This window comes from Buttiauxella cochleicola, from assembly GCF_021283185.1.
Lineage (GTDB): Bacteria > Pseudomonadota > Gammaproteobacteria > Enterobacterales > Enterobacteriaceae > Buttiauxella > Buttiauxella massiliensis.
On sequence record NZ_JAJSOS010000007.1, the window covers coordinates 110,365 to 133,800 of the forward strand.

Below are 23,436 nucleotides of genomic sequence, written 5' to 3' on the forward strand. Positions count from 1 at the left end.
CGTTACACCTTTTCCACATTGACCAGGAACGCCTTAAATTCAGGCGTTTGCGTGTTGGCATCACCGACAAATGGCGTCAGGGTGTTAGCGATAAAGCCTTTCTTCGCCACGCCCTCATAACCCCAGTGAATCGGAATACCGATGGTATCGACTTTCTGGCCGTTCACATCGAGCTGGCGTATACGCTTGGTCACCACCGCTTTGGCTTTAATAAAGCCACGGTTGGAGGAGACTTTCACCGTGTCGCCGTGAGCAATGCCGAGTGAATTTGCGAGCTTCTCGCCAATCTCGATAAACTGCTCTGGCTGCGCGATGGCGTTCAGTACCGCGTGTTTGGTCCAGTAGTGGAAGTGCTCGGTCAGGCGATAAGTGGTGCCGACATACGGGAATTTGTCGTGCTTGCCCATCGCTTCCAGGTCACCTTTAAACACGCGTGCCGCTGGGTTAGAAACCACGTTCGGGTGCAGCGGGTTGGTGCCAAGCGGTGTTTCAAACGGCTCGTAGTGCTCAGGGAACGGCCCTTCTGCCATCTTGTCGATAGCAAACAAGCGCCCTAAACCTTCCGGCTGCATGATGAATGGCCCAACGTCAGTGCCCGGTGCGGCAGTGCTGTAGTCGGCGATATCCGCACCGCTCCACTTCGCGCCATCCCAGGAAATCAGGCGGCGTTTTTCATCCCACGGTTTACCCGCTGGATCAGCAGAGGCACGGTTATACAGAATGCGGCGGTTGAGCGGCCATGCCCAGGCCCAGCCTAACGTGTTACCCAAACCTGACGGGTCGGCGTTATCACGACGTGCCATCTGGTTGCCGTCTGGCGTCCAGGAACCGGCAAAAATCCAGCAACCGCTGGAAGTGGTGCCGTCGTCGCGCAGTTGTGCAAACGAGCTAAGTTGCTGGCCTTTTTTCACCAGAACCGCGCCAGTTGCCGGGTCGACAACGTCCTGCAACGCTTTACCGTTGCTTTCCATCGCCACTTCTTCCGGTGCCGGGTTATCTGGCGTCAGGTAGTTCCAGGTCATGTTCAGCACTTGCTCAGGCAGCGCACCGCCTTCGCTCTGATACATATGGCGCATACGGCTAAAGATGCCCGCAAGAATTTCGCCGTCGTTCAGCGCTTCCCCTGGGGCGTCCGCACCTTTCCAGTGCCACTGCAACCAGCGGCCGGAGTTAACGATAGAACCGTTTTCTTCGGCAAAGCAGGTGGATGGCAAGCGGAACACTTCGGTCTGTATTTTCGACGGGTCGACATCATTAAACTCGCCGTGGTTTTGCCAGAAGTTCGAGGTTTCGGTGTTCAGCGGGTCGATGGTCACGAGGAATTTCAGCTTCGACAGTGACGCAATGACCTTGTTTTTGTTCGGGAACGACGCCACCGGGTTAAAGCCCTGGCAAATGTAACCGTTCACTTTGCCCTGGTTCATCATCTCGAAATATTGCAGGACGTCGTAGCCCTTGTCCCACTTCGGCAACCAGTCGTAACCCCAGCTATTTTCCGCTGTGGCTTTGTCGCCGAAGAAGGCTTTCATCATCGAAACGAAGAATTTCGGGTAGTTACCCCAGTAGTTCACCTGGCCTTCCAGCAGCGGTTTTGGCGTGTTGGCGGCAAGATAAGTCTGGAGATCGGCTTGTTTTTCATTCGGCAGCGTCATGTAGCCCGGCAGGCTTTGCGACAGCAGGCCGAGGTCCGTCAGACCCTGAATGTTGGAGTGACCGCGCAGGGCGTTCACGCCACCGCCTGCCATTCCCATGTTGCCAAGCAGCAACTGAATCATCGCCATGGTGCGAATGTTCTGCGCGCCCACGGAGTGTTGCGTCCAGCCCAGCGCATACAAGAACGACGCGGTTTTATTTTTTGCGCTGGTTTCTGCGATGTATTCACAAACTTTCAGGAAATCATCTTTCGGGGTGCCGCAAATATTGGAAACCACTTCTGGCGTGTAGCGAGAAACGTGCTCTTTGAGCAGGTTCCACACGCAACGTGGGTGAGTCAGCGTCAGGTCGCGTTTGGCGAAACCTTTTTCGTCCAGCTCATAGTTCCAGGTGGTTTTGTCGTATTTACGGTTTGCCGCATCGTAGCCCGAGAACAGGCCGTCATCGAAGCTGTAATCCTCACGCACAATCAAGTTGGCGTTGGTGTAAGCCTCGACATACTCGCGGTTAAATTTATTGTTGTCTATCAGGTACAGCAGTACGCCAGACAGGAAAGCAATGTCTGAGCCAGAGCGAATTGGGGTGTAGAAATCCGCCACCGAAGCGGTTCGCGTAAAGCGCGGATCGATAACAATCAGCTTCGCGCCGTTGTGGATTTTGGCTTCCATCGCCCAGCGGAAACCGACTGGATGCGCTTCTGCCGCGTTGCCACCCATCACAATAACGAGATCGGCGTTCTTGATATCAACCCAGTGGTTGGTCATCGCACCGCGACCAAATGTTGGAGCAAGACTTGCTACCGTTGGTCCGTGTCAGACACGCGCCTGGTTATCCACGGCTAACATGCCGAGGGCGCGGGAAAATTTCTGGGTTAAATAGCCGGTTTCATTACTGGAAGCGGATGCACACAACATACCGGTGGAAAGCCAACGGTTAACCGTGGTTCCCTGGTCGTTCTGGGCAATAAAGTTGGCATCGCGGTCAGCTTTCATCAGTTTGGCGATGCGGTCAAATGCCGTTTCCCAACTGATTTGCTCCCACTTATCCGAGCCGGGCGCGCGGTAAGACGGGAATTTAAGACGGCTTTCGCTGTGGATGAAATCCACCAGTCCTGCACCTTTCGGGCAGAGCGCGCCGCGGTTTACCGGATGGTCCGGGTCACCTTCGATATGGAAGATAGATGCTTTGGCATTTTTCGCACCGTCACCGAGGCTATACATTAATAACCCACAACCGACGGAACAGTATGTGCAGGTATTACGCGTTTCACGGGTACGCAGCAGTTTGTACTGCCGTGTTTCCGCGAGTGCAACGCCTGGTGCAAAGCCCAGTGCCGCTGCCGTAGTCCCTGCCATACCGCCAGCACAGATCTTAAAGAACTGTCTTCTGCTGACCTGCATGGATGCTCCTTTTTTCGACATTTTTCACATTATTATTAGGTGTATTTTTTGCGGTATTGACTGAGAAGGTTCACAATCAAGCCCGTACTGGCTATTGCCCCTAATCCCAAAGGGGTAATGTTTCCAGAATACCACATTAGAATTAAGGCTGTTCCAATCAGGTTAAGACAAAGTGAACAATTCCAACTCAAATCAGAACAAAATTGTGAACACCATCACTGGTGCGCGGACGATCGAACTATGGCAACGCCATGATTTGCTCGAGGCAAAAGGCGACTGGCTGGCTGAAGAAGTGCCGGTAGCCCTGGTCTACAATGGCATTTCCCATGTCGTGATGATGGCATCGCCCAAAGATCTGGAGCTTTTTGCGTTAGGTTTTTCCTTATCAGAAGGAATAATTGAATCCCCATCAGACATTTACGGAATTGATGTTTCACAAGTCTGTAACGGCCTGGAAGTGCAAATAGAGCTCTCAAGCCGCCGCTTTATGGGGCTGAAAGAACGCCGCCGCTCACTTGCTGGACGTACCGGTTGTGGCGTCTGCGGTGTTGAGCAACTCAACGATATTGGTCGCCCGATTACCCCTCTGCCGTTCACGCAAACCTTCGATTTGAATAATCTTGATGCAGCCTTAAACCAGATGCGCGACTACCAGCCGGTGGGGCAACTCACAGGGTGTACGCACGCAGCATTGTGGCTTAACGAAAATGGCCAGATTCTGGAAGGTAAAGAAGATATAGGCCGCCATGTGGCGCTGGATAAACTGCTCGGCGCACGCGGGCGTGAGGGCTGGCACAACGGTGCGGTTTTAGTCTCAAGCCGCGCAAGCTATGAGATGGTGCAAAAGTCAGCCCAATGTGGCGTAGAAATTCTGTTTGCCGTCTCTGCCGCCACCACGCTTGCCGTAGAAGTGGCAAGCCGCTGTAACCTCACGCTGGTTGGCTTTAGTAAACCAGGTCGAGCAACGGTTTACACCCATCCGCAGCGATTGTGTTAACAGGCTGTACATTCCGTTACGTACCGACACCAATCACTCACTGAACGTATTTGTTTGTTGGCATAGAGTTATTTCAACGGGCCAACAACCCACACATAAACAAATACGAGACTATCAAAATGAAAAAAGTATTAACTCTGATTGCTGTTGCTGTAATGGGTATGTCCTCTGTTGCTTTCGCTGCTGAAACTACTGCAGCACCTGCTCCAGCAAAACACACCACTACTGTGCACCACAAGAAACACCATAAAGCAGCTCCTGTAGCTCAGAAAGCACAAGCAGCTAAAAAGCACCACAAAAAAGCAACTACAACCGCAACTCCAGCAGCACCACAGAAAGCCCAGGCTGCTAAAAAGCACCACAAAAAAGCCGCTACTACTGCAACTCCAGTAGCGCCACAGAAAGCTCAGGCTGCTAAAAAGCACCACAAAAAAGCAGCTGCACCAGTAGCGCCAGCAGCAAAACCAGCGGTTAAACCAGCTGCATAAGTTGCAATGAAATCCCTCATTACTAGAAACACCCGGCTTGCCGGGTGTTTTTTTATCAAGCCTGAGCAACTGCTAAAACGCTTTCGGTTTGAAATCATCCTGATGATGGTCATTCTTTATGGAATGGCTGCGGTCTGCTGCTACTTTTTGTTTTTCACGCCGTCCACGACTTAAAATCCCACTGGTTTCTTATTCCACCAATCGTCCGCGCATCACACTCCTGAAAAACTAAATTCCGCCTGACTGTCTTGTAAACAGTTCTTCCTCTTTCTTTCACGCCTCTTAATTAATTTCACTCCCTTTCATCCGCAGAAAAATGCGTGAGCAGTCACATTTTTGAAAGCTGATATTCTTCATTTACGACTCAAATAATATCGGTGAATTCTATTCCCCAACCGATAAGAATAATCCATTGAAATATAGAGTTTTTCTTTATTCTTCAGTCATAGATCTTATATCAAAAATTCGTGACTCAAATCACAAATATCACCACTAAGAAGCATCTGTCAACCACTCCCCTTAATAAATGAATCCCAATTTTGTGATATCGCTTGCAAATTCAAGGCTTGTTTAAAGGGAAAAATGTCTGCAAGGAAAATAAACGAGGCAAGTGTCATGAGAATCGGCATGGTAATTAGCGGCGGTGATGTCACGGGGATAAATAACTTTGTTTTTCAGGTTTCCCGACTGGCTCAAGCAGAAATCGTTTTGTTTAACGGTGGTATTCCGGGTCTATTGCAGAATAAACACCAGGATATTTCCATCCGCGATTTAGTGGATTTTTCCGTAGCATCCATTCCGATTATGTCTTCGGGTAGAACCAACCATAAATTAATGGGTAGCGAATATGAAACCATCGCAAAACAGTTAAAAACCCTGCATATCGATGTGCTTATTATGGCCGGCGGTGATGGCTCACTACAATTTCTGAATAACCTCAGTGAATACGGTGTGAATTGTTTCGGTGTCGGTATGACCATCGACAACGATGTTTACGGCAGTGATTACACCATCGGTTTTTCAACTGCATGTGAACAAGTGATTAAAGAAGTCGCCAAGCTGCGTAATACAGGCCGCGCTTTGCCAGGGCGTGTCTTTATGGTTGAACTGCTCGGCGGTTACTGCGGTGAATTGACGCTGCAATCGGCGATTAAAAGCAATGCTGATTTTGCGCTAATCCCCGAGTGCCAACAATCGTTGAGCGAACTGGCACATAAGATTAGCGCACGACTTGAGACACAAAATAGCGTCGTGATCCTGTGCTCTGAAGGTTATACCAAAGAGTATTCCCCCGGCTTTCAAGGGGCAATTGACACCATGATTAAACAGCTTGAACCGAAAATTGGCGTACGTATTCGTAAGTCAATTATTGGTTATAGCCTGCGTAATGGTGACCCTACCTGCGAGGAAATCTATCAGGGCACTATTATGGCAGGTGAAGTCGTTCGTTGTATCCAGTCCGGTATGAGAAATAAAGCCATTATTATTAATTCGAGTAACAAACCGATCCCTATAGATTTAATCAGTATGCAAAAACGCCTCGTCGACACCGAAGGGCATCATTATAAATTAGCGAAGCAGCTCAATATTATTTGAGGAGACTTTCAATGCTTAAAATTCTTTGTGTATGCGGCTGTGGTTTAGGTTCCAGTTTCGCCATTGAAATGGCAGCAACTGCGGTGCTTAAAAAACTTCAGATTCCGGCAGAAATTGATCACACCACCGTTTCAGAAGCGGGGGCATTTAAATCTGACATTATTTTAACGCAAAAAACGTTCGCCGATATTTTAACCGCCGATGCCAGCGAAGAGGAAATAAAACGCGTCATTGTGCTGCACCGCCTCACGGATAAAGACGAAATCGAACAAAAGATTGTCGCCTTTTTAAAAGAACGCAATGTGAAGGTATTCGACCATGAATAGCATCATTAACTTTATCGTTAAAGACCTGCTAGGACAGGCATCAATATTGATTGCCTTTATTGCCATGCTCGGTCTTTTGCTGCAAAAAAAATCGAAGGGTAAAGTCGCGGAAGGGACGTTTAAAACGCTGCTTGGTTTTTTAATCATGATGGCGGGTATCAACATTATTGTGGATACCCTGACTTTCTTGAACGATATCTTCACCCACGGTTTCGGCATGAAAGGCTACATCACTGATGTGGCGGCCATTGCCGGGTTGGCAAACCGCGAACTGGGTTCCGAAGTGGCACTCACGCTGATGGTGATATTTATCGTCAACATCATCATTGCCCGCATCACGCCGTTTAAGTACATCTTTCTCACCGGGCAAGCACTACTTTGGATGGCAACGATTGGTGCAGTTATCGGCTATAAAGCCGGGCTGACCGGGCTGCCGTTGATTCTCACCGGTGGGATTTTCGGGGGAATTATGGCGGTGCTGATGCCTGCTCTCGCTCAACCCGTAGTGCGCCGCATTACCGGTTCTGACGATGTAGCTCTGGGTCACTTCTGCACTATTGGTTATCTGGTGCAGGCTGCGGTGGCAAAGGTTGTCGGCAAGGGTTCGAAATCTACAGAAGATCTGGTGTTGCCGGATAACTTCAAATTCTTGCAAGACACTTACCTTTCGATGGCCGTGGTGATGATCCCTATGTACCTCATCCCGGCTCTGGCGGCTGGCCCGGAATATATCGGCCAATACTCTCACGGCGTGAATTACCTGATGTTTGCCTTTATGCAGGCGATTCAATTTGTTGCCGGGGTATTCGTACTCTACAGCGGTGTGCGTCTACTGCTTAACGAGTTGGTGCCTGCGTTCCGTGGTATTGCGATGCGTATCGTGCCTGATGCCAAACCTGCGCTGGACTGCCCGGTTCTGTTCCCTTACGCCCCCAATGCCGTGATTGTTGGTTTCCTTGCCACAACTGTCGGCTCCATCATCGGCATGATTGTCTTCCCAATGTTTGGCCTGGCGATGATTCTGCCTGGCTTGTTGACCAACTTCTTTGCTGGTGGCACCGCAGGGATTTTCGGTAACGCAATGGGCGGCAGACGCGGCGCGATTATCGGCGGCGTGGTACACGGCCTGTTTATTACCTTCCTTCCTGCCATCCTGGTGCCAATGCTTGAAAGCTACGGCTTTACCGGTGTGACTTTCAGCGATTCAGATGTGATCAGTAGCGGCCTGATTTTGGGGCATGTCTTCCAGAATAACTGGACGTTTGTCGGCTTATTCATCCTGTTCGTAGCGCTTATCGCCTGGTTCGTGAATGGCAAATCAACCAAACCTCAAGAGGAAAAAGCACATGAGTCTGTATAACTTCCCGGATTTATTACAGGTAGCCAAAGAGCGTAAATTTAAAGCGGTAGGCTCCTTTAATTTGCATTGCCTTGAAATGCTGCCCGCTTATTTTAAAGCTGCCAAAGCAACCAATAGCCCGTTAATGATTCAAATTTCTACCGGGACTGCGGAATATTTAGGTTATCGTTTATTAGTCGATTCAATTCGTTCTTTATCCGAAAGCCAGCAAATACCAACCTGCTTGCATCTGGATCACTGCTCAGATATTGAATCCATCAAAACGGCCATCGAAGCTGGGTTTAGTTCAGTAATGTATGACGGTTCTCATCTGGACATGGCGGATAATATTGCTAATACACGTAAGGTTATTGATATTGCCCGCCCGCGTAATATCTCCGTAGAAGCAGAACTGGGAGCGATTGGCGGCTCAGAAGATGGCAAAGCGGTCGCCATGGAAGATATCTGCTTTACCACCACCGAAGACGCTAAACGTTTCGTTGATGAAACCGGGGTGGATATGCTGGCGGTGTCCGTCGGTACAGTACACGGTCTGTATACTGGCAAAGCGAAAATTCAGCATCAACGCCTGGCAGATATCAGCGAAGTGACCAAAACCCCGCTGGTACTGCACGGTGGCACAGGTGTTAGCGATGAAGATATGCGACGCGCTGTCGCCGGAGGCATTGATAAAGTCAACGTCGGTACTGAAATGAACGTGCAGTGGGTTGGGCACTGCAAAGAAACCTTTGAAAAAGGAAAAGTGAATGACAGCGTGCGCAAATTTTTAATACCGGCAAATGATGCAGTCGCTGCTGTATTAATCGAAAAGATCGCATTATTTAAATAAAGCAGGCGTTATCCTCTACTCTTCATTGTAACCCTGGTTGCGTGGCAACCGTCGGGCGGGAGCTAGCTATGTTTGGATCTTTGAAAAAACTTTTTCACAGTGATAATTCGGATACGGCGCAATATGATATTCAAGCCGTACAACTTGAAACTGAATTAACTGCTTTGGAAAACACATTAACGGAAAACCCAAATAATGGCGAAACACAAAAAGCATTAATGTTGCGCTATAACCAGGCGTTACAAGTTTTTGCGAAGAGTAAAACACACCGTCAGCATATCGATGCTTTATTTGTCAAAATTGATGAGCTGAGAAATATTATTCGTAAGAATATTTAGGGAGTTCGCATGGCTATTAAAGAGTTATTAATTGAAGCCCAGGCGATACAAGTTGGCGTACGCGAAACAGACTGGAAAAAGGTGATTAGACTTGCGGCTCAACCGCTGGTTGATAATGGTTATATCCTGCCCTCCTACTACCAGGCAGTAATTAATAATACCCTTGAGCATGGTGCGTATTACGTTTTTGAAGAGGGCGTCGCCATGCCCCACGCTCGCCCGGAATGCGGGGTGATAAAAAATGGCTTCAGTCTGGTTTTACTTGATGAACCCATCACCTTTGCCGACAGCGAAAAGGCCGATATCGTGATTATGTTTGCCGCCTGCGACAGCAATGGGCATATCGAAGAAGGTATCCGCGCGATTGTAAATTTGTTGGGCGATGACGATGTGATGGCAAAACTGCGTCGGGCAAAAGGCAAGGAAGAGGTGATCGCAATATTATGAGCCAGACCACGCGAACACAGGGCAAAACGGTAGTACTTGTGAACGGCGTACCCGCCTCAGGAAAAAGCACTATCGCCCGTTTGTTGTCCGAACATTTTACGTTACCGCTACTGACTATCGACGGTATCAAGGAACCTTTTATGGCGCAGTTCGAGGAGATAGACAGGCCGTTTAATCGCCGCCTCGGAAGTGCCGCTTATGAGGTAATTTGGTCGATAGTGGCGGATAGCCCAACGCAGTGTGTCTTTATTGTCGATGCATGGTTTGGCTTCCAGCCGAAAGAGATGCTTGAACGTTATATAGAGCAGGCGGGCGTCACCAGAGTTCTGGAGGTATGGAACCACATTCCCGGCGCCCTTGCCGCCGAACGCTATGCGCAGCGGCTTGGCGTAAGACGCCCCGGCCACCCAGGGGAAGAATATCTGCCGGAGTTGGTAAAACTTGCGGATAGCGCTGAGCCTATGTCTCTTGGGCCGGTTTTCACTGTGGACCACCGAGAGCCGATCGACACCGCTGGTCTCCTTGCATGGCTGAGTGAAGAATTTGGAGACTAACCCGAATGTTGCTTCCGTTAGTCGGTTAAGCCCTCTGCGTTCCAGAGGGCTTAGGGAGAAATCAAGAAGCAGGTGAAGCCACGAGTTTGCGTGTCTTACCATAAATAATGGTCAGAACCGCAGGGACAGTAAATGCGACGATTATCGCAAACACTTCATAAATCATTTTTGAATCTGGGCCGCTGAATAGACCTAATTCGAACACATTGAGCACCGGCAGGAAGCTGTAAGTTTTGACGCCCAGCAAACCGGTAATACCACCGCCCAACGCGGCACCAATACAACCGAAGACAAACAACATTCTGTATTTCAGATTCACGCCATACAGCGCCGGTTCAGTAATACCGAAGAAGGCAGAAATTGAGGCAGAAATCGCAATCTGTTTGTCCTTGAGGTTGCGGGCAATAAAGATTGCGCCGAATGCCGCGCCAAACTGCCCCATCACCGCCGACATAAACATCGCCATAATGGTGTCGTAGCCGTTGACCTGAATATTTATCAGCGCGAGTGGGATGATGCCCCAGTGCACACCGAACACTACAAACAGCTGGCCAATACCGGCAAGCAGCGCACCAGAAATGACCGGGCTGAGGTTATAAAGCCATGCATATCCGTTAGCAATACCGACCCCGACGTAATCCGCAATCGGGCCAATTAAGGTGAACACTACAAACCCGCAGATGATGAGCGATAAACAAGGCACAAATACAAACGCAGCCAGCTCCGGGATTATTTTTTTCAGCCAGCGTTCCACATAACTCAGGAACAACACGGCAAATACAGCAGGGATAACCGCACCACCATAAATCTTAACGTTCAGAGCAAGTCCCATAATATGGAATGCACCGGGAACACTTGGATCGGTTAACGGGAAAATCATCGCCGCAGTCAGTGCCAGCGCAGTAAATTTATTAGTTTTAAAACGTTCTGATGCCGTAACTGCGATAAACAATGGCAACATCACAAACACGCCGCTCGACAGCGCATTAAACACGGTGAACACATAAGAATGCGTATCCACCAGGTTCATTGTTTGCAGCAATACCACAATCCCTTTTACAACACCGACACCCGCCAGCACACCGATGTAAGGCGTGAAAATAGCGGAAAGTGTAGCCAGCAAGCGGCTTACCCATGAGCCTTGCGCAGTTGTTTCTTCAGCTACAGGCGTTTGTTCACCGAGCAGCTCTTTAATCGCTGAACATACCTGATCGACTTTCGGGCCAATCACTATCTGGAATTGACTCGGGCTATCCACTAATTTCACAACTTCAGGAAGACCATAGAGCGCTTCCGGATTCACTTTATTTTTATCTTTTAATGTAAAACGTAAACGTGTTGCGCAATGAGTAATATGCTCAATATTCTCGGGCTCACCAACATGTTTAATTATTTGTTGGGCAAGCTGACTATATGTCGTCATGGTATTTCCTTAGTTTCAAGGTTTGCGCTGTATTTATTGCCCGATAAAAATATCGGACAACGTTGTAGGGTCAGACGGGGATATTAGGCGTAATCGCCAGGCTTTGTTTTACTCTTAACGGAAATACCAAAATCGGTAAAAATACGTTGTGGCAAGTTATTACCTTTCGCTTCAGCGATATGGTGCGCCAGAATCTGGAAAGGAATCACCATCAGTAACGGGGCGATAAATATATCTATATCAGCATTAATGGCGAGAGTTCGCTCATCACTGCTTACACCTAATTTAACGGTGTAAATATAATCGGTATATTTTTTCTCATAGTCTTTCAGCAGTAACAAACGCTCACGCGCTTCTCCAGGTGTGTCGAGGAAAAACATCCGGTGATTGCCATTCACTTCAAAATAAGGGCCATGCATAAAGGCTTCCAATTCTACCCCTTGCGATGGCACGCGAATAGTTTCTGCAAACTTGGTTTCCATTTCTTTAATCACACCCACGCTCGGGCCATAGCCAATTGCCGTAAATCTTGGAGAGGCAGTTAGCTCGTCTTTCCATTTTTCGAAAAAGACTTCAGTTGTATCAATAATCTGTGGGATAGATTTTACTGCTACAGCTAATTTCGCTAACTCTTCGGCTTCCTGCGTTTCAGTGATTAAACCATTGCAACGCGCAGTATAAAGACCGAGCAACATGAATTTAAAAATCGTCGCCACATAACCTTTAGTGACGTAACCCACGCGCTCTTCACCAATTTCAATATCGATGGCGTGATCAACGGTTTTCGCCAGTTCGCTGGACAGTTTGCTGGTTAAACCATAGGTCACTAACGGGAAACTTTTGCGGATGTGTTTTATCGCATTGATGGTGGATGTGCTTTCACCGCTTTGCGATACACCAAGCACCAGATCGGTCGCGACATCCATTTTTTCGTAGTGCTGGAAGTGGAACGGCTCCTCCACGGTAACGCGCACGTTCGCCAGGTTTTCAACATAGTATTTCGCGCTTTTGATGGCGTTAATACTTGAACCAGTAGCTAAAACCAACCACGTGCTCTTTCCCTTAATCTCTGGCAGATCTTGTGGATAACGATCAAGCATTGCTGAAAGTGTCGCTTGCTCTTCGTGAATGTAAGTCATCATTGTCGGCTTCATTGGCCCTCCTGAAATCAAAACCTGAAAACGTTTTCAGGTTTTAGGCTAGAGGAGCTTGAGTGGGGTTGTCAATCCACTTTTCAGCAATTGTGGTGGGGATCAAAAAATATCGTATGCGGAGGTTTTGGAGCCTTCAGAAATACTGAAATGCTAAAAGGGAGCTAGCAGGACTCACCTGGTATCAGGCTCAGTTGGATTTTTTCAGGCACTACAGATTCAGTCGTATCTTTCAGCGATGTCAGTAAAACTTGCATCACTGTTTTACCGATGAGTTCATTGTGATGGTTCACAGTAGTAATTCGTGGAATGAAATATTCGCTACCAGGGAAATATTCACAGCTGACAATAGCAATATCTTCAGGCACAGAAATATTTCTATCTTTTAATGCCCTAATTGCTCCTTTTGCGACATGATCATTAATCGCCACAATAGCTTCGGGCAATTTCTCACTCTGCGAGAGCAACTTATCTACCGCTTCATAGCCATGTTGTAAGTAGAAGTTATTTAATACAATGTGATTATCGTCAACCATTATATTAGCTTGCTGAAGCGTATTTTTAAACGAATCTATACGTTGCTGGGTAATATAAACACTTTTCGAGCCACCAATAAATCCGATTTTTTTATAGCCCTTACTTATCAGATGATTAGTTGCAAGTGCAACACACCCAGACTGATCGCGCTCTACACAAGAATAATCTACACCAACTAATTGTCGTCCAACCACGATTACCGGAATGGCCGCACAAAGTTTCTTCAACTCATGAAAATAAGAGTCTGGTACATTATTATAATCAATATTCCCACCAAGAATAATAACTCCATCAATCTGACTATCAGTAATCGAGTTGAAAATATTTTCTTCAGGAATAATTTCACCCTGCGAAGAGGATTTATTTGCAGATTGTGTATCGTAGAGTGTGACTTTATATCCCGCCCGCAAACTCTCATTTTCGATTTGAGCAACCAGCATCACAAAATAGGGGTTACTGATATCGGAAACGACAATCGCCAGCGTCTGTGTCTTTTTGGAAATCATACCGCGCGCCAACAAATTGGGGCTGAATTGCTGCTCCTGAATAACTTTTTCAACCCTGGCGCGAGTTTTATCCGCCACCCAGCTGTTGTTATTCAGAACACGGGAAACTGTCGCAATAGATACATTGGCCAGTTCAGCAATATCCTTGATTGTTAGCGGCTTTTTCATTTTTTTGTCCCGACCCTACAAGGCGTTAATAGTAGGGCAACGCGCCGGGTGAAGCAAAGGGGGATTTTCTTCATCCAAACAGACTGCACTTTTTATTCCATCTGCCGATAACTTAAACAGGAAACGGGGCAACGATGACCCGCCGGGTTACAACCAGAGGTTAAAATGGATAGTTTTCAAAAAGATATTGATGAAAGGGCTAACCTGGCGTTATCCAACAAATTTGAGCTGTTGTTGTTCCGCTTAGGGGAAGGCCAGCACGGCGGCAAATCAGAGCTGTATGGCATCAACGTATTTAAGCTGCGCGAAATTGTGCCAATGCAGAAGATCAATCGCGCTGCTGGGATGATGTCACCGCTGCTGGGTATGGCAAATATTCGTGACCAATTTATCCCGGTTATCGACCTGCCCGCCGTTACCGGCTGCACGCCAAAAACGGGCCTGAATCTTCTTTTGATTACCGAATACGCACGCAGCACGCAGGCATTTGCAGTGGAGTCGGTAGAAAATATTATCCGCCTCGACTGGAGCCAGGTTCACGCTGCCGAATCCGGTGTGAGTAGCCGCAATATCACCAGTATCGCTTCACTCAATAGCGACGAATACAAAGGCGAACTGGCACTGGTACTCGATGTTGAACAGATTCTTTACGACATTATTCCTTCAGGCCGCAAAGTCGATATGGCGGCAATCGAAGGGAACACAAACCCTCTGAAACCGGGTGCTGTCGCGATTGTTGCCGAAGATTCAAAAGTCGCCCGCCAGATGCTTGAACAAGGCCTGAAAGGCATGGGTATTCCGGTGATGATGCATTCCACGGGTTTAGAAGCGTGGGAAAAAATAAAGCTGATTGCGGCAGAAGCCAAAGCCGCAGGCCAGCCGATCACCGATCGTATTGGTATGGTATTAACAGACATTGAAATGCCGGAAATGGACGGATTTACGCTGACGCGCAATATCAAAACAGATATCACGTTAAAACACATTCCGGTGGTGATTCACTCGTCTCTATCAGGTAGCGCCAACGAAGATCACGTCCGCAAGGTGGGCGCGAACGGCTATGTAGCGAAGTTCGATGTGAAAGAGCTCTCGCAGGTGATTAATAAAGCGCTGGAAGGTGCAGTGGTTTAGTAGTTCGATTAGACTGAAAAAGGGCGAGCTGCGCAATGCACCCGCCCTCCGTTTTACTCTAAATAAAACACTTCTTTCAGCTCCGCACTCACCGGGCTGTTATCCGGGTTGCTCGGCATAATCTCGCTCATATGCTTCCACCAGCGTTGGCAAACTTCCGTTTGTGCGACAGCATTCCAGCGAGTTTCAGACTCAATCTCTACCGTGGCAAAAAGTAGGTGGCGTTGTGCATCAAGATAAATAGCGTAGTGATGAGCACCGTGCTGTTTAAGTACCGCTTCCAGCTCTGGCCAAATCGGCGTATGGCGACGTTGATATTCTTCATGAGCATCCGGGTTTACCTGCATCACAAAAGCTTTGCGGATCATAACGCCTCCAGATACAGCTCGCGCACTTCCTCGCGGGTTGCCACGCGTGGATTACATGGCGCACATGGGTCAGCCAAAGCGTTATCCAGCCAATCTTCGATATCTGTGGTTTGAATTCCAAGCTGGCTAAAGCCAGATGGAATACCGACGCGAGTAGAAAGCGCACGAATCGCCAGAATTGCCTCAAAGCTGGCTTCTTCTTCGTTCATATCCTGAGTATTGACTCCCATCGCTGCGGCAACTTTTGCAAAACGTGCAACGGCTTTCGGGCGGTTAAAAGCTTCAATAACTGGCAGTAAAATCGCGTTGCAAACACCGTGTGGCAGGTTGTGCGTGGCACCCGGTTGGTGGGCCAGCGCATGTACCAATCCAAGGCCTGCGCTGTTAAACGCCATACCTGCCAGGTATTGCCCGTAAGCCATCATTTCACGCGCTTCAAGGTTATGACCATCGTCGACTGCTTTCGGCAACCACTGACTAATCAGGCGGATAGATTCCAATGCGTTAGCATCAGTTAACGGATGCGCGGCAACGGAAACATAAGCTTCAATGGCGTGAGTTAACGCATCCATACCCGTTGCAGCAGTGACACTTGCCGGAATATCGAGCATTACGCTTGCATCATCCACAGCAATATCCGGGATGAGGTTAGTGTCGATAATCACTTCTTTTACATGGCGCACAGAATCGGTGATGACGGCGTTACTGGTCATCTCTGCCGCCGTTCCCGCAGTGGTGTTAATCGCCACCAGCGGAACACCCGGGTTAGTGACTTTGCCAACGCCCGAATAAGCGGTTGATGGACCTGGGTTTGCAGTCAGGATCTTCACCGCTTTGGCAGTATCGATTGGACTGCCGCCACCGAAGGCAATCAGGTAGTTACAGTTGGCAGCCTGATAAGCGGCAAAGCCTTTTTGCACCAGTTCTTCGGTCGGGTTCGGGAACACTTCATCAAACAGTTCATAAGAAAGCTGATGCTCATCAAGCGCGCTAAACAGGCTGTCTAACAAGCCCATTTTCACCAGTTGCCCGTCAGTAATGATTAACGCTTTTCCCCACGGTTTGGCGGCAATCAATTTCACCATATCGCCGATGGCACCTGCGCCGTGAAGGCTGATTTTTGGTAAGGCCAACATAAAGCTCATCGTCATGTTCCTTATAGTTCTAAAGCGCTTGCTAACGGGGTGACGCCAAAACGTTTACCAAGAGCGATAAGCTCGTCACGACTGATGGTTTGTTTCATGCCGCCCATCGAAATGACTTTTACCAACACTTCGGCAGACTTCTCGGCTGTGTCGATAAGACCGAATGCCTCATCAAGCGTTGGGCCACTACCGAATACCCCGTGGAACGGCCACAGCACCAGCGAGTGTTTTGCCATTTCACCTGCGGTCGCGTTGCCAATTTCATCGGTACCCGGCACCATCCACGGCAGAATGCCGACGCCGTCCGGGAATACGACTAAGCACTCAGTGCTGCCTTCCCACAGTTTGCGTGTGATGACGTCGGTTCTATTTTCCAGCACGTAGGTCAAGGCAATCAGGTTGGTGGCGTGGCAGTGCATGATCACGCGGTCTTTCCCGCCGGTAGTTTTGATACGCACACTGTGTGACTGGAAATGCGCCGCCAGCTCAGATGTTGGCACAGCTTCGTTTTCCAAGCCCCATAAGATGTGGTAGCCGGTACCCCGGTTGTCGACTTTCACCACGCCGATATTTGCCGCCGGATCAAGTTGCACATTGCGGAAGAATTTTCCTGAACCAGTGACGATAAATGGCGTGTTAGCCAGTTCAGGCATTGGCTGGCTTAATGAGATGTAACGCGGTGCGGCGTGGAAATCAGCCTGGAATGGCGCGATATCGGCTTCATCCAGGCGCATGGTAATGTTGCCGCCATTGCGCTCGTCCCAACCTTTCAGCCAGGCATCGCTGGTTGCTTTGATCATGCCTTCTACAAACCAGGCGTTGAGGATGTTCTGCATAGTCTTGTGTTCCTGTTATTCGTCTGGCAGATGGCTCTGCCCTACGTTCGATAATAAGTAGTAGGGTGGATAAGCGAAGTGTCATCCACCGTTGAGTCGTTAAGCGCGTTTGCTCAACACGTCTTTTTCATAGCTGCGTACCGTTTTCAGCCACTGGGCATCAACCGGCGTGTCGTTGCGCTGGCAGTACATTTCCCACACCGCCGCCCACGGCAGCGATTTTTGCTCTTCGAGTAACGCCAGGCGCGCGGTGTAATCACCTTCAAGTTCCAGCTGGCGCAGCGTCTCGGTTGGCTCGAGCAGCGCGCGTAGCATGGCTTTCTTCATGTTGCGCGTACCGATAACCCAGGCGGCGATACGGTTGATTGAGGCATCGAAGAAATCCAGGCCAATATGAACGCGGTCGAACAGGTCATTGCGGATAATCTCGCTGGCGATCGCCTGGGTTTCATCATCCAGCAGCACCACGTGGTCGCTGTCCCAACGCACCGGACGGCTTACGTGTAGCAGCAGGCGCGGCACATACAACATGGCGCTGGAGATTTTGTCGGAGATGACTTCGGTTGGGTGGAAATGGCCGGCATCGAGACACAGTGCGGTCTGGCGGCTGGTGGCGTAACCAAAATAAAACTCGTTAGAGCCGACGGTGTAGCTTTCCGCTCCAATGCCAAACAGCTTGCTTTCTACCGCATCGATATGGTGTGCCGGGTTGAGTTTTTCGCTCATTGCTTCATCAAGGGCGGCGACTAAACGCTGGCGCGGAGCCAGGCGATCAACCGTGATATCTTTCATGCCGTCCGGGATCCAGATGTTCATCACCGACGGCGTGCCGAGTTGTTCGCCGAAATACGCAGAAATTTTGCGGCTGGCTTTCACGTGGTCAATCCAGAACTGGCGGATTTCATCGTTAGCATGGGACAGCGTAAAACCGTCGGCACTGAGCGGGTGCGAGAAGCAAGACGGGTTAAAATCCAGACCCAGTTTGTTGGCTTTCGCCCATTCCACCCAGTTTTTAAAATGCTCTGGTTTGATTTTGTCGCGGGAAACCGGTTGTTCAGACTCCAGATAAATCGCGTGCAGGTTCAGGCGTTTTGGCCCAGGAATCAGGCTTAATGCACGTTCCAAATCCGAGCGTAATTCGGTGGCACTGCGTGCTTTACCTGGGTAGTTCCCCGTGGCCTGAATCCCACCGCTCAGCGCACCTTCCGGGTTTTCAAATCCGGCAACGTCATCGCCCTGCCAGCAGTGCATAGAAACCGGTAAACGATCGAGCTGTTGCAGTGCGGTTTCAACATCAACACCGACAGCAGCAAAGCGCTGTTTTGCCAGTTCCCAGGCTTGATCAAGAGGTGTGGTCATGCGCAAAACTCCTTACTTGTTTGAATGTTGAGCTGAAACTGCGCGATGTGGCGAGCAATTTCGCTATCTAATTGAGGGGTAAAAGATTTCAGTTCGTAGCTGGCGGCGACAATTTTGCGGAAGTCGTCGACATCAGTAATTTCGTCCAGCGCCATTAACTGGCAGCCAATATTGCCAAGCGTTGAAGCTTCAATCGGTCCGGCGAAAACAGGAATACCGCAGGCATCGGCACAAAGTTGGTTAAGCAAGGCGTTCTGGCTACCGCCGCCAACAATGTGCAGGCAGCTAAACGGGCGGCCACGGACGGCGGCCAGTTCTTGCAGAGTTTTGGCATACAGCAGCGCCAGGCTGTCGAAAATACAGCGCGCCAGTTCGTTGTCGGTGAACGGCACCGGCTGGTTGCTTTCGCGGCACGCAGCCTGAATTTCGCGGCTCATGCTTTCCGGGTTAATAAAACGATCGTCGTTCGGGTTGATCACAAAACGGCAGGCAGCGGTTTTTTGAGTGCGATCGATAAGATCACCCAGATCGGTGATCCCCAATTCTTTGGTGACGCGCTGCAAAAGCCACAGCCCCATAATATTTTTCAGTACCCGGTAGCGCCCTTCTGCACCGCCTTCATTAGTGATGTTTGCGGCTAACGCAGCACTGTTGGCGTAGGGGGTTTTGCTCTCAAAGCCCATTAACGACCAGGTGCCGGATGAGAGATATGCCGCGTCTTTGTCTTTGAGCGGCGCACCAATGACCGCGCTGGCGGTGTCATGCGTGGCAACGGAAACCACCGGGATTTTGTTGCCTTCGCGGCAAACCCATTGGCCGATAACATTGCCAGGATGCGTCGGCTTGCCGAACCATTTATGCGGCACGCCCGCCCAGTCGAGCAGCGTTTCATCCCAATTGTCGCTGTTGATATTCACCAGTTGTGTGGTGGTAGCGTTGGTGTATTCCCAGTTGAGCGCACCGGTCAGCCGGAAGCAGAAATAGTCCGGGATCAGCAGCGCATGTTCGACGTTATCGATAAGTTCTGGCTGCTGCTCCACCAGCGCACGCAATTGATAAAGCGTGTTGAATGGCATGAACTGGATGCCCGTACGACGGTAAATCTCGTCACGGCCAAGTTGATTTAGCGCGGTGTCCATCACCCCATCGGTGCGGCTGTCGCGGTAAGAAACTGGCTGCCCAACGCGATTACCGTCGCAACCAACCAGCACGTAATCCACACCCCAGGTGTCGATGCCGATGCTGTCGATGGCGATGCCTTCGTCGCAGGCTTTTTGCAGGCCGGTACGGATTTCACCTTCAAGCGCATCGACGTCCCAGACGGTTGAACCATCGATCTGTTTTAAGCAGTTGGTAAAACGATGAATTTCACGCAGACAGATGCTGCGGGTTTCACGTTCAAAGCGTGCCAGCATGACACGGCCGCTTGATGCGCCCAGGTCTACCGCAACACTATGGCGTAGAGTCATTTTGGGGGTCCTTGCTAAATGAATTGCCCCCACTCTAAAAAGTTACGCTGTCGTGCACCTTCTCGACACTGACAGCGCCAATCAGCCGTTGGCAAAAAGGCAAAGGTGAACGTGAGTGATGTCACATATTCGTGTTTATCACCCCTAAAACCGCCCTGTGACGCCCTCCGCATTTCCTGATAATTCCCGGCCTTTCTTAAAAAACGAACAGTTTTTAGCTAGTTTCGTGTCGAAACTTTAAGGTGCTGATGAGAAGCGTTATCTACTATCGAGCTACTTTAAATGAGCCTGGGGGTAATGATGACGATATTGCATGGTTTTGATTTTTTCCCATCTGGACATTCATCCGTGGCGATTGAGCCGCGTTTACCCCAGCCCGCATTCCCGGAACACCATCATGATTTTTATGAGATTGTTATCGTAGAACACGGTACTGGAACGCATGTTTTTAATGGTCAACCGTATACGTTGAGCGGGGGCTCCGTCTGTTTTGTGCGTGACCACGACCGCCATTTGTACGAACAGACCGAAAACCTCTGCCTGACCAATATTCTGTATCGTGCACCCGATGCGTTTTGCTTTTTGTCCGGGCTCGATAAGCTGCTGCCACAGGAGCAGGACGGCAATTATCCATCCCACTGGCGCGTGAACCAGCCGGTGTTGCAACAGGTTCGCGGTTTGATTGAAAAGTTTGAACAGATTGGTGAAGCAGCGGATACCCACGCCGTCGCTAACCGTGAAATTCTGTTTATGCAACTGCTGGTGTTGCTACGCAGAGGCAGCATGATGGAAGGTGCTACCAACTCGGAAGGCCGCTTAAACCAACTAATGGCGTGGCTTGAAGACCATTTCGCCGAAGATATATGTTGGGAGCAACTGGCCTCGCAATTCACCCTTTCCCTGCGCACGCTGCATCGCCAGTTAAAACAGCAAACCGGCATGACACCGCAGCGTTATCTCAACCGTTTACGCCTGATGAAAGCCCGGCACCTGCTGCGCCACGGCGAGGAGAGCGTAACGGATATCGCCTTCCAGTGCGGGTTTGGCGACAGTAACCATTTTTCGACGCTTTTTAAGCGCGAGTTTTCCTGGTCCCCGCGTGAGATTCGCCAGGGGCGCGACACACAACTTCAGTAATCGCGAAGGCAATCACCGTTTTTTTAGCCAAAAAAGCCAATACTTTCTGATTGTTCTGGTTTTGAGGTATTGCTGTGGCGGGTCATTTAGTTCTCAAAAAAGCAGATTTTTTCGCCTCCACCGTACAACCCGTAGCGGTGGCCGACCGCTATCCGCAAAACGTCTTTGCCGAACATACCCATGATTTCTGCGAGCTGGTGCTGGTGTGGCGCGGCAACGGCCTGCACGTACTGAACGACCGCCCCTATCGCATCACCTGCGGCGACCTGTTTTATATTCGCGCCGAAGATCGCCACAGCTACGAATCGGTTAACGGCCTGGTGTTGCATAACATTATCTATTGCCCGGAACGGCTGAAGCTCAACGTCGACTGGAGCGAACTGCTGGATAACGCGGCAGCTTCTGGAAAAGACCCGCGCTGGCGTTTGAGCAGCCATGGCATGGCGCAGGCACGCCAGTTAATTGGCCAACTGGAACACGAAAGCGTGAAGCCCGATGCGCTGTCGTTGTGTTTGACGGAAAGCCTGTTTCTGCAGCTGTGTATTCTGCTGCGTCGCCACCGTTACAAATCTCAGGATGCCGCCGGGCCAGACAGCAACGAAACCCTCGATTTATTGATGGCTGCGCTTGGGAAAAGCCTCAACACGCCTTTTGAATTATCGCAATTTTGCCAGCAGCATCAGCTGGCAGAGCGCTATTTGCGGCAGTTTTTCCGCCAACAAACCGGCATGTCCATCAGTCAGTATTTACGCCAGCTAAAGATTTGCCAGGCGCAGGATTTATTGCGCCATAGCGAGCTGTTGATTGGGGATATCGCCACACGGTGCGGCTTTGAGGACAGTAACTACTTTTCAGTAGTGTTTACTAAGGAGACGGGGATGACGCCACGGATGTGGCGTCAACGATACACGCTTCAATTGGATACCCTAAATAATTCAAGTTGCAGGTAGGCGGCAAAGGAACTTATCCCCAGGAGCTTACTAAAGTAAGTGACTGGGGTAAGTGAGTGCAGCCAACAACCCAGCGACTTGAAGTATGACGGGTATTACGCAGCCATACCAAGGCCGACGATGTTTGCCGCAATAATAATCACCACACAACCGATGCTCAGTACACCAACAGGCTTTCTACCTGCTGACTTCCACTCTTTCATGATCAAGCCGACCAAACCGCCGCACAGCACGTAGAAACTCATGTGCAACATCCAGCTCATGTAGTCGTATTGCGCAGGAATTTTGGCGTGGCCCCAGGCGTAGAAGAAGAATTGCAGATACCACATCAAACCGGCAAGAGCTGCGAAAAGCACGTTGCTGATGATCAGCGGTTTTGCCAGTGAGAAGTCGGCTTTTATCGACAAGCTCTGCATTTTTGCCAGACGAATGAAGCAGTAGCCGAGGTTAATTACCGCGCCGCCACCCATAATGATGACGTAACTCGGCAACGCGACATACAGTGGGTCAACGCCCAATGCTGCTGCGGCTTCATGCATCGGTTTTGCGGCGTCCATCGCAAAAGACATACCCGCCGAGAAAATGCCGCACATTACCGCTAGTATCAGCCCTTTTTTCAGGTTGAACTCTTCGGCTTTAATGCCCATTTTGCGTTCTTTAAGTTGCCCTGCGCGGGTGACAATCGCCACGCCCACCAGTGCCACCAAAACGCCCAGCAGTGTCATGCGCCCGCCAGGTGTGCCGATTAAAACATCAAATTTTCCGGCAATAATTGGCGTCATTAACGTACCGACAATCAGCGTGATACCAATTGCGATGCCAATGCCCATCGACATGCCGAGATAGCGCATCGTCAGGCCGTAGTTAATGTTACCAATGCCCCACATCGCACCGAACAGGAAGACTGGCAGCAGGGTTGAAGCGTTAAACGAACCGTAGTAAGCCCAAAAATCAGGAAGCAAAATGTAGCTGACCAGCCATGGCAGGATTATCCACGAGACGAAACCGCCAACGGCCCACATGGTTTCCCATGACCAATGCTGTACTTTCTTAAAAGGGGCGTAAAAGCAGGCGGCGCTTGCAGCACCCACCAGATGCCAGATTATCCCCATTGTTATTGCGTTACTCATTTTCTATCCCTCTGTTTTAGCCAAAAACGCAGGGGTGACAACTGGCAACCCCAATGCCATTGAGTCTAAAGAGTGAACAATGGGCGAACCTTCCATGTACTGCCGCCGCAGGGGTAAAGCTGGCAAAATTCAGGGGGT

The 23,436-nt window shown here is 49.7% G+C and carries 22 protein-coding genes; 12 read left to right on the top strand and 10 right to left on the bottom strand.

Going from position 1 to position 23,436, the window contains the following annotated elements; genetic code table 11:
• Window positions 1–2 precede the first annotated feature (2 nt).
• Window positions 3–3,053 carry a formate dehydrogenase-N subunit alpha gene (fdnG, locus tag LVQ76_RS12470; protein ID WP_232921766.1) on the bottom strand — a complete coding sequence of 1,017 codons (3,051 nt, stop codon included), beginning with the start codon at window positions 3,051–3,053 and terminating at the stop codon, window positions 3–5.
• Window positions 3,054–3,225: 172 nt separating this feature from the next.
• Here fdnG and fdhD point away from each other — a divergent pair, with 172 nt between their 5' ends.
• From fdhD to LVQ76_RS12515, 9 genes are all read left to right on the top strand, one after another.
• Window positions 3,226–4,050, top strand: a complete 825-nt coding sequence (gene fdhD / locus LVQ76_RS12475; protein ID WP_232921767.1) for a formate dehydrogenase accessory sulfurtransferase FdhD — start codon at window positions 3,226–3,228, stop codon at window positions 4,048–4,050.
• Window positions 4,051–4,169: 119 nt separating this feature from the next.
• On the top strand, window positions 4,170–4,538 hold the full coding sequence (gene asr, locus LVQ76_RS12480; protein ID WP_064514407.1) for an acid resistance repetitive basic protein Asr: 369 nt from the start codon (window positions 4,170–4,172) through the stop codon (window positions 4,536–4,538).
• 615 nt (window positions 4,539–5,153) lie between these two features.
• Window positions 5,154–6,134: a 6-phosphofructokinase gene (locus tag LVQ76_RS12485; protein WP_232921768.1), complete on the top strand. Its 981-nt coding sequence runs from the start codon at window positions 5,154–5,156 to the stop codon at window positions 6,132–6,134.
• Between the two features lie 11 nt (window positions 6,135–6,145).
• The gene (locus LVQ76_RS12490) at window positions 6,146–6,460 is read left to right on the top strand and encodes a PTS sugar transporter subunit IIB (protein ID WP_034499295.1); all 315 of its coding nucleotides are present in this window, start codon (window positions 6,146–6,148) and stop codon (window positions 6,458–6,460) included.
• Window positions 6,453–7,820 (top strand): PTS sugar transporter subunit IIC, encoded by a 1,368-nt coding sequence (locus LVQ76_RS12495; RefSeq protein WP_064561195.1) that lies wholly within the window; start codon window positions 6,453–6,455, stop codon window positions 7,818–7,820. The genes LVQ76_RS12490 and LVQ76_RS12495 overlap by 8 nt, the downstream gene beginning before the upstream one ends.
• Window positions 7,807–8,649: a class II fructose-bisphosphate aldolase gene (locus LVQ76_RS12500; RefSeq protein ID WP_232904828.1), complete on the top strand. Its 843-nt coding sequence runs from the start codon at window positions 7,807–7,809 to the stop codon at window positions 8,647–8,649. The genes LVQ76_RS12495 and LVQ76_RS12500 overlap by 14 nt, the downstream gene beginning before the upstream one ends.
• Window positions 8,650–8,717: 68 nt before the next feature.
• Window positions 8,718–8,987: a hypothetical protein gene (locus LVQ76_RS12505; RefSeq protein WP_034499301.1), complete on the top strand. Its 270-nt coding sequence runs from the start codon at window positions 8,718–8,720 to the stop codon at window positions 8,985–8,987.
• Window positions 8,988–8,996: 9 nt separating this feature from the next.
• Complete coding sequence (locus LVQ76_RS12510) at window positions 8,997–9,434, top strand: PTS sugar transporter subunit IIA (RefSeq protein ID WP_232863831.1); 438 nt, start codon at window positions 8,997–8,999, stop codon at window positions 9,432–9,434.
• The gene (locus LVQ76_RS12515; protein ID WP_232921769.1) at window positions 9,431–9,988 is read left to right on the top strand and encodes a P-loop nucleotide/nucleoside kinase family protein; all 558 of its coding nucleotides are present in this window, start codon (window positions 9,431–9,433) and stop codon (window positions 9,986–9,988) included. Before LVQ76_RS12510 ends, LVQ76_RS12515 begins: the two co-directional genes overlap by 4 nt.
• Window positions 9,989–10,049: 61 nt before the next feature.
• Here LVQ76_RS12515 and LVQ76_RS12520 read toward each other — a convergent pair whose 3' ends face one another.
• The 3 genes from LVQ76_RS12520 to LVQ76_RS12530 form a co-directional block, all read right to left on the bottom strand.
• Window positions 10,050–11,411 (bottom strand): PTS transporter subunit EIIC, encoded by a 1,362-nt coding sequence (locus LVQ76_RS12520; protein ID WP_232921770.1) that lies wholly within the window; start codon window positions 11,409–11,411, stop codon window positions 10,050–10,052.
• An 83-nt stretch (window positions 11,412–11,494) separates the two neighbouring features.
• Window positions 11,495–12,565 (bottom strand): SIS domain-containing protein, encoded by a 1,071-nt coding sequence (locus LVQ76_RS12525; protein ID WP_232921771.1) that lies wholly within the window; start codon window positions 12,563–12,565, stop codon window positions 11,495–11,497.
• 161 nt (window positions 12,566–12,726) lie between these two features.
• Window positions 12,727–13,773: a LacI family DNA-binding transcriptional regulator gene (locus LVQ76_RS12530; protein ID WP_232921772.1), complete on the bottom strand. Its 1,047-nt coding sequence runs from the start codon at window positions 13,771–13,773 to the stop codon at window positions 12,727–12,729.
• Between the two features lie 165 nt (window positions 13,774–13,938).
• On the opposite strand from LVQ76_RS12530, the gene LVQ76_RS12535 reads away from it, so the two are divergent.
• On the top strand, window positions 13,939–14,904 hold the full coding sequence (locus LVQ76_RS12535) for a chemotaxis protein (protein ID WP_232921773.1): 966 nt from the start codon (window positions 13,939–13,941) through the stop codon (window positions 14,902–14,904).
• A 53-nt stretch (window positions 14,905–14,957) separates the two neighbouring features.
• Here the strand turns inward: LVQ76_RS12535 and rhaM are convergent, their stop codons facing one another.
• The 5 genes from rhaM to rhaB form a co-directional block, all read right to left on the bottom strand.
• Window positions 14,958–15,272, bottom strand: a complete 315-nt coding sequence (gene rhaM, locus LVQ76_RS12540; RefSeq protein WP_232921774.1) for an L-rhamnose mutarotase — start codon at window positions 15,270–15,272, stop codon at window positions 14,958–14,960.
• Window positions 15,269–16,417 (bottom strand): lactaldehyde reductase, encoded by a 1,149-nt coding sequence (gene fucO, locus LVQ76_RS12545; protein WP_232863837.1) that lies wholly within the window; start codon window positions 16,415–16,417, stop codon window positions 15,269–15,271. The genes rhaM and fucO overlap by 4 nt, the downstream gene beginning before the upstream one ends.
• Window positions 16,418–16,428: 11 nt before the next feature.
• Complete coding sequence (rhaD, locus tag LVQ76_RS12550) at window positions 16,429–17,253, bottom strand: rhamnulose-1-phosphate aldolase (RefSeq protein ID WP_151993716.1); 825 nt, start codon at window positions 17,251–17,253, stop codon at window positions 16,429–16,431.
• A 99-nt stretch (window positions 17,254–17,352) separates the two neighbouring features.
• The gene (rhaA, locus tag LVQ76_RS12555) at window positions 17,353–18,612 is read right to left on the bottom strand and encodes an L-rhamnose isomerase (protein ID WP_232921775.1); all 1,260 of its coding nucleotides are present in this window, start codon (window positions 18,610–18,612) and stop codon (window positions 17,353–17,355) included.
• A complete protein-coding gene (gene rhaB, locus LVQ76_RS12560; RefSeq protein WP_232921776.1) occupies window positions 18,609–20,081 on the bottom strand; it encodes a rhamnulokinase in 1,473 nt (490 codons plus the stop codon). Before rhaB ends, rhaA begins: the two co-directional genes overlap by 4 nt.
• A 300-nt stretch (window positions 20,082–20,381) precedes the next feature.
• Here rhaB and rhaS point away from each other — a divergent pair, with 300 nt between their 5' ends.
• Entirely contained in the window at window positions 20,382–21,218 is an 837-nt protein-coding gene (gene rhaS, locus LVQ76_RS12565) for an HTH-type transcriptional activator RhaS (RefSeq protein ID WP_232864023.1), read from the top strand.
• Window positions 21,219–21,292: 74 nt separating this feature from the next.
• Complete coding sequence (gene rhaR / locus LVQ76_RS12570; RefSeq protein WP_232863840.1) at window positions 21,293–22,168, top strand: HTH-type transcriptional activator RhaR; 876 nt, start codon at window positions 21,293–21,295, stop codon at window positions 22,166–22,168.
• Between the two features lie 95 nt (window positions 22,169–22,263).
• On the opposite strand, the gene rhaT is transcribed toward rhaR, so the two are convergent.
• Window positions 22,264–23,298, bottom strand: coding sequence for an L-rhamnose/proton symporter RhaT (gene rhaT / locus LVQ76_RS12575; RefSeq protein WP_151993721.1), 1,035 nt, complete (start codon window positions 23,296–23,298; stop codon window positions 22,264–22,266).
• Between the last annotated feature and the right edge of the window lie 138 nt (window positions 23,299–23,436).

Coding starts and splice junctions, on each gene's coding strand:
- asr (WP_064514407.1), top strand. CDS start 4,170: ATGAAAAAAGTATTAACTCTGATTGCTGTTGCTGTAATGGGTATGTCC.
- LVQ76_RS12485 (WP_232921768.1), top strand. CDS start 5,154: ATGAGAATCGGCATGGTAATTAGCGGCGGTGATGTCACGGGGATAAAT.
- LVQ76_RS12490 (WP_034499295.1), top strand. CDS start 6,146: ATGCTTAAAATTCTTTGTGTATGCGGCTGTGGTTTAGGTTCCAGTTTC.
- LVQ76_RS12495 (WP_064561195.1), top strand. CDS start 6,453: ATGAATAGCATCATTAACTTTATCGTTAAAGACCTGCTAGGACAGGCA.
- LVQ76_RS12500 (WP_232904828.1), top strand. CDS start 7,807: ATGAGTCTGTATAACTTCCCGGATTTATTACAGGTAGCCAAAGAGCGT.
- LVQ76_RS12505 (WP_034499301.1), top strand. CDS start 8,718: ATGTTTGGATCTTTGAAAAAACTTTTTCACAGTGATAATTCGGATACG.
- LVQ76_RS12510 (WP_232863831.1), top strand. CDS start 8,997: ATGGCTATTAAAGAGTTATTAATTGAAGCCCAGGCGATACAAGTTGGC.
- LVQ76_RS12515 (WP_232921769.1), top strand. CDS start 9,431: ATGAGCCAGACCACGCGAACACAGGGCAAAACGGTAGTACTTGTGAAC.
- LVQ76_RS12520 (WP_232921770.1), bottom strand. CDS start 11,411: ATGACGACATATAGTCAGCTTGCCCAACAAATAATTAAACATGTTGGT.
- LVQ76_RS12525 (WP_232921771.1), bottom strand. CDS start 12,565: ATGAAGCCGACAATGATGACTTACATTCACGAAGAGCAAGCGACACTT.
- LVQ76_RS12530 (WP_232921772.1), bottom strand. CDS start 13,773: ATGAAAAAGCCGCTAACAATCAAGGATATTGCTGAACTGGCCAATGTA.
- LVQ76_RS12535 (WP_232921773.1), top strand. CDS start 13,939: ATGGATAGTTTTCAAAAAGATATTGATGAAAGGGCTAACCTGGCGTTA.
- rhaM (WP_232921774.1), bottom strand. CDS start 15,272: ATGATCCGCAAAGCTTTTGTGATGCAGGTAAACCCGGATGCTCATGAA.
- fucO (WP_232863837.1), bottom strand. CDS start 16,417: ATGAGCTTTATGTTGGCCTTACCAAAAATCAGCCTTCACGGCGCAGGT.
- rhaD (WP_151993716.1), bottom strand. CDS start 17,253: ATGCAGAACATCCTCAACGCCTGGTTTGTAGAAGGCATGATCAAAGCA.
- rhaA (WP_232921775.1), bottom strand. CDS start 18,612: ATGACCACACCTCTTGATCAAGCCTGGGAACTGGCAAAACAGCGCTTT.
- rhaB (WP_232921776.1), bottom strand. CDS start 20,081: ATGACTCTACGCCATAGTGTTGCGGTAGACCTGGGCGCATCAAGCGGC.
- rhaS (WP_232864023.1), top strand. CDS start 20,382: ATGACGATATTGCATGGTTTTGATTTTTTCCCATCTGGACATTCATCC.
- rhaT (WP_151993721.1), bottom strand. CDS start 23,298: ATGAGTAACGCAATAACAATGGGGATAATCTGGCATCTGGTGGGTGCT.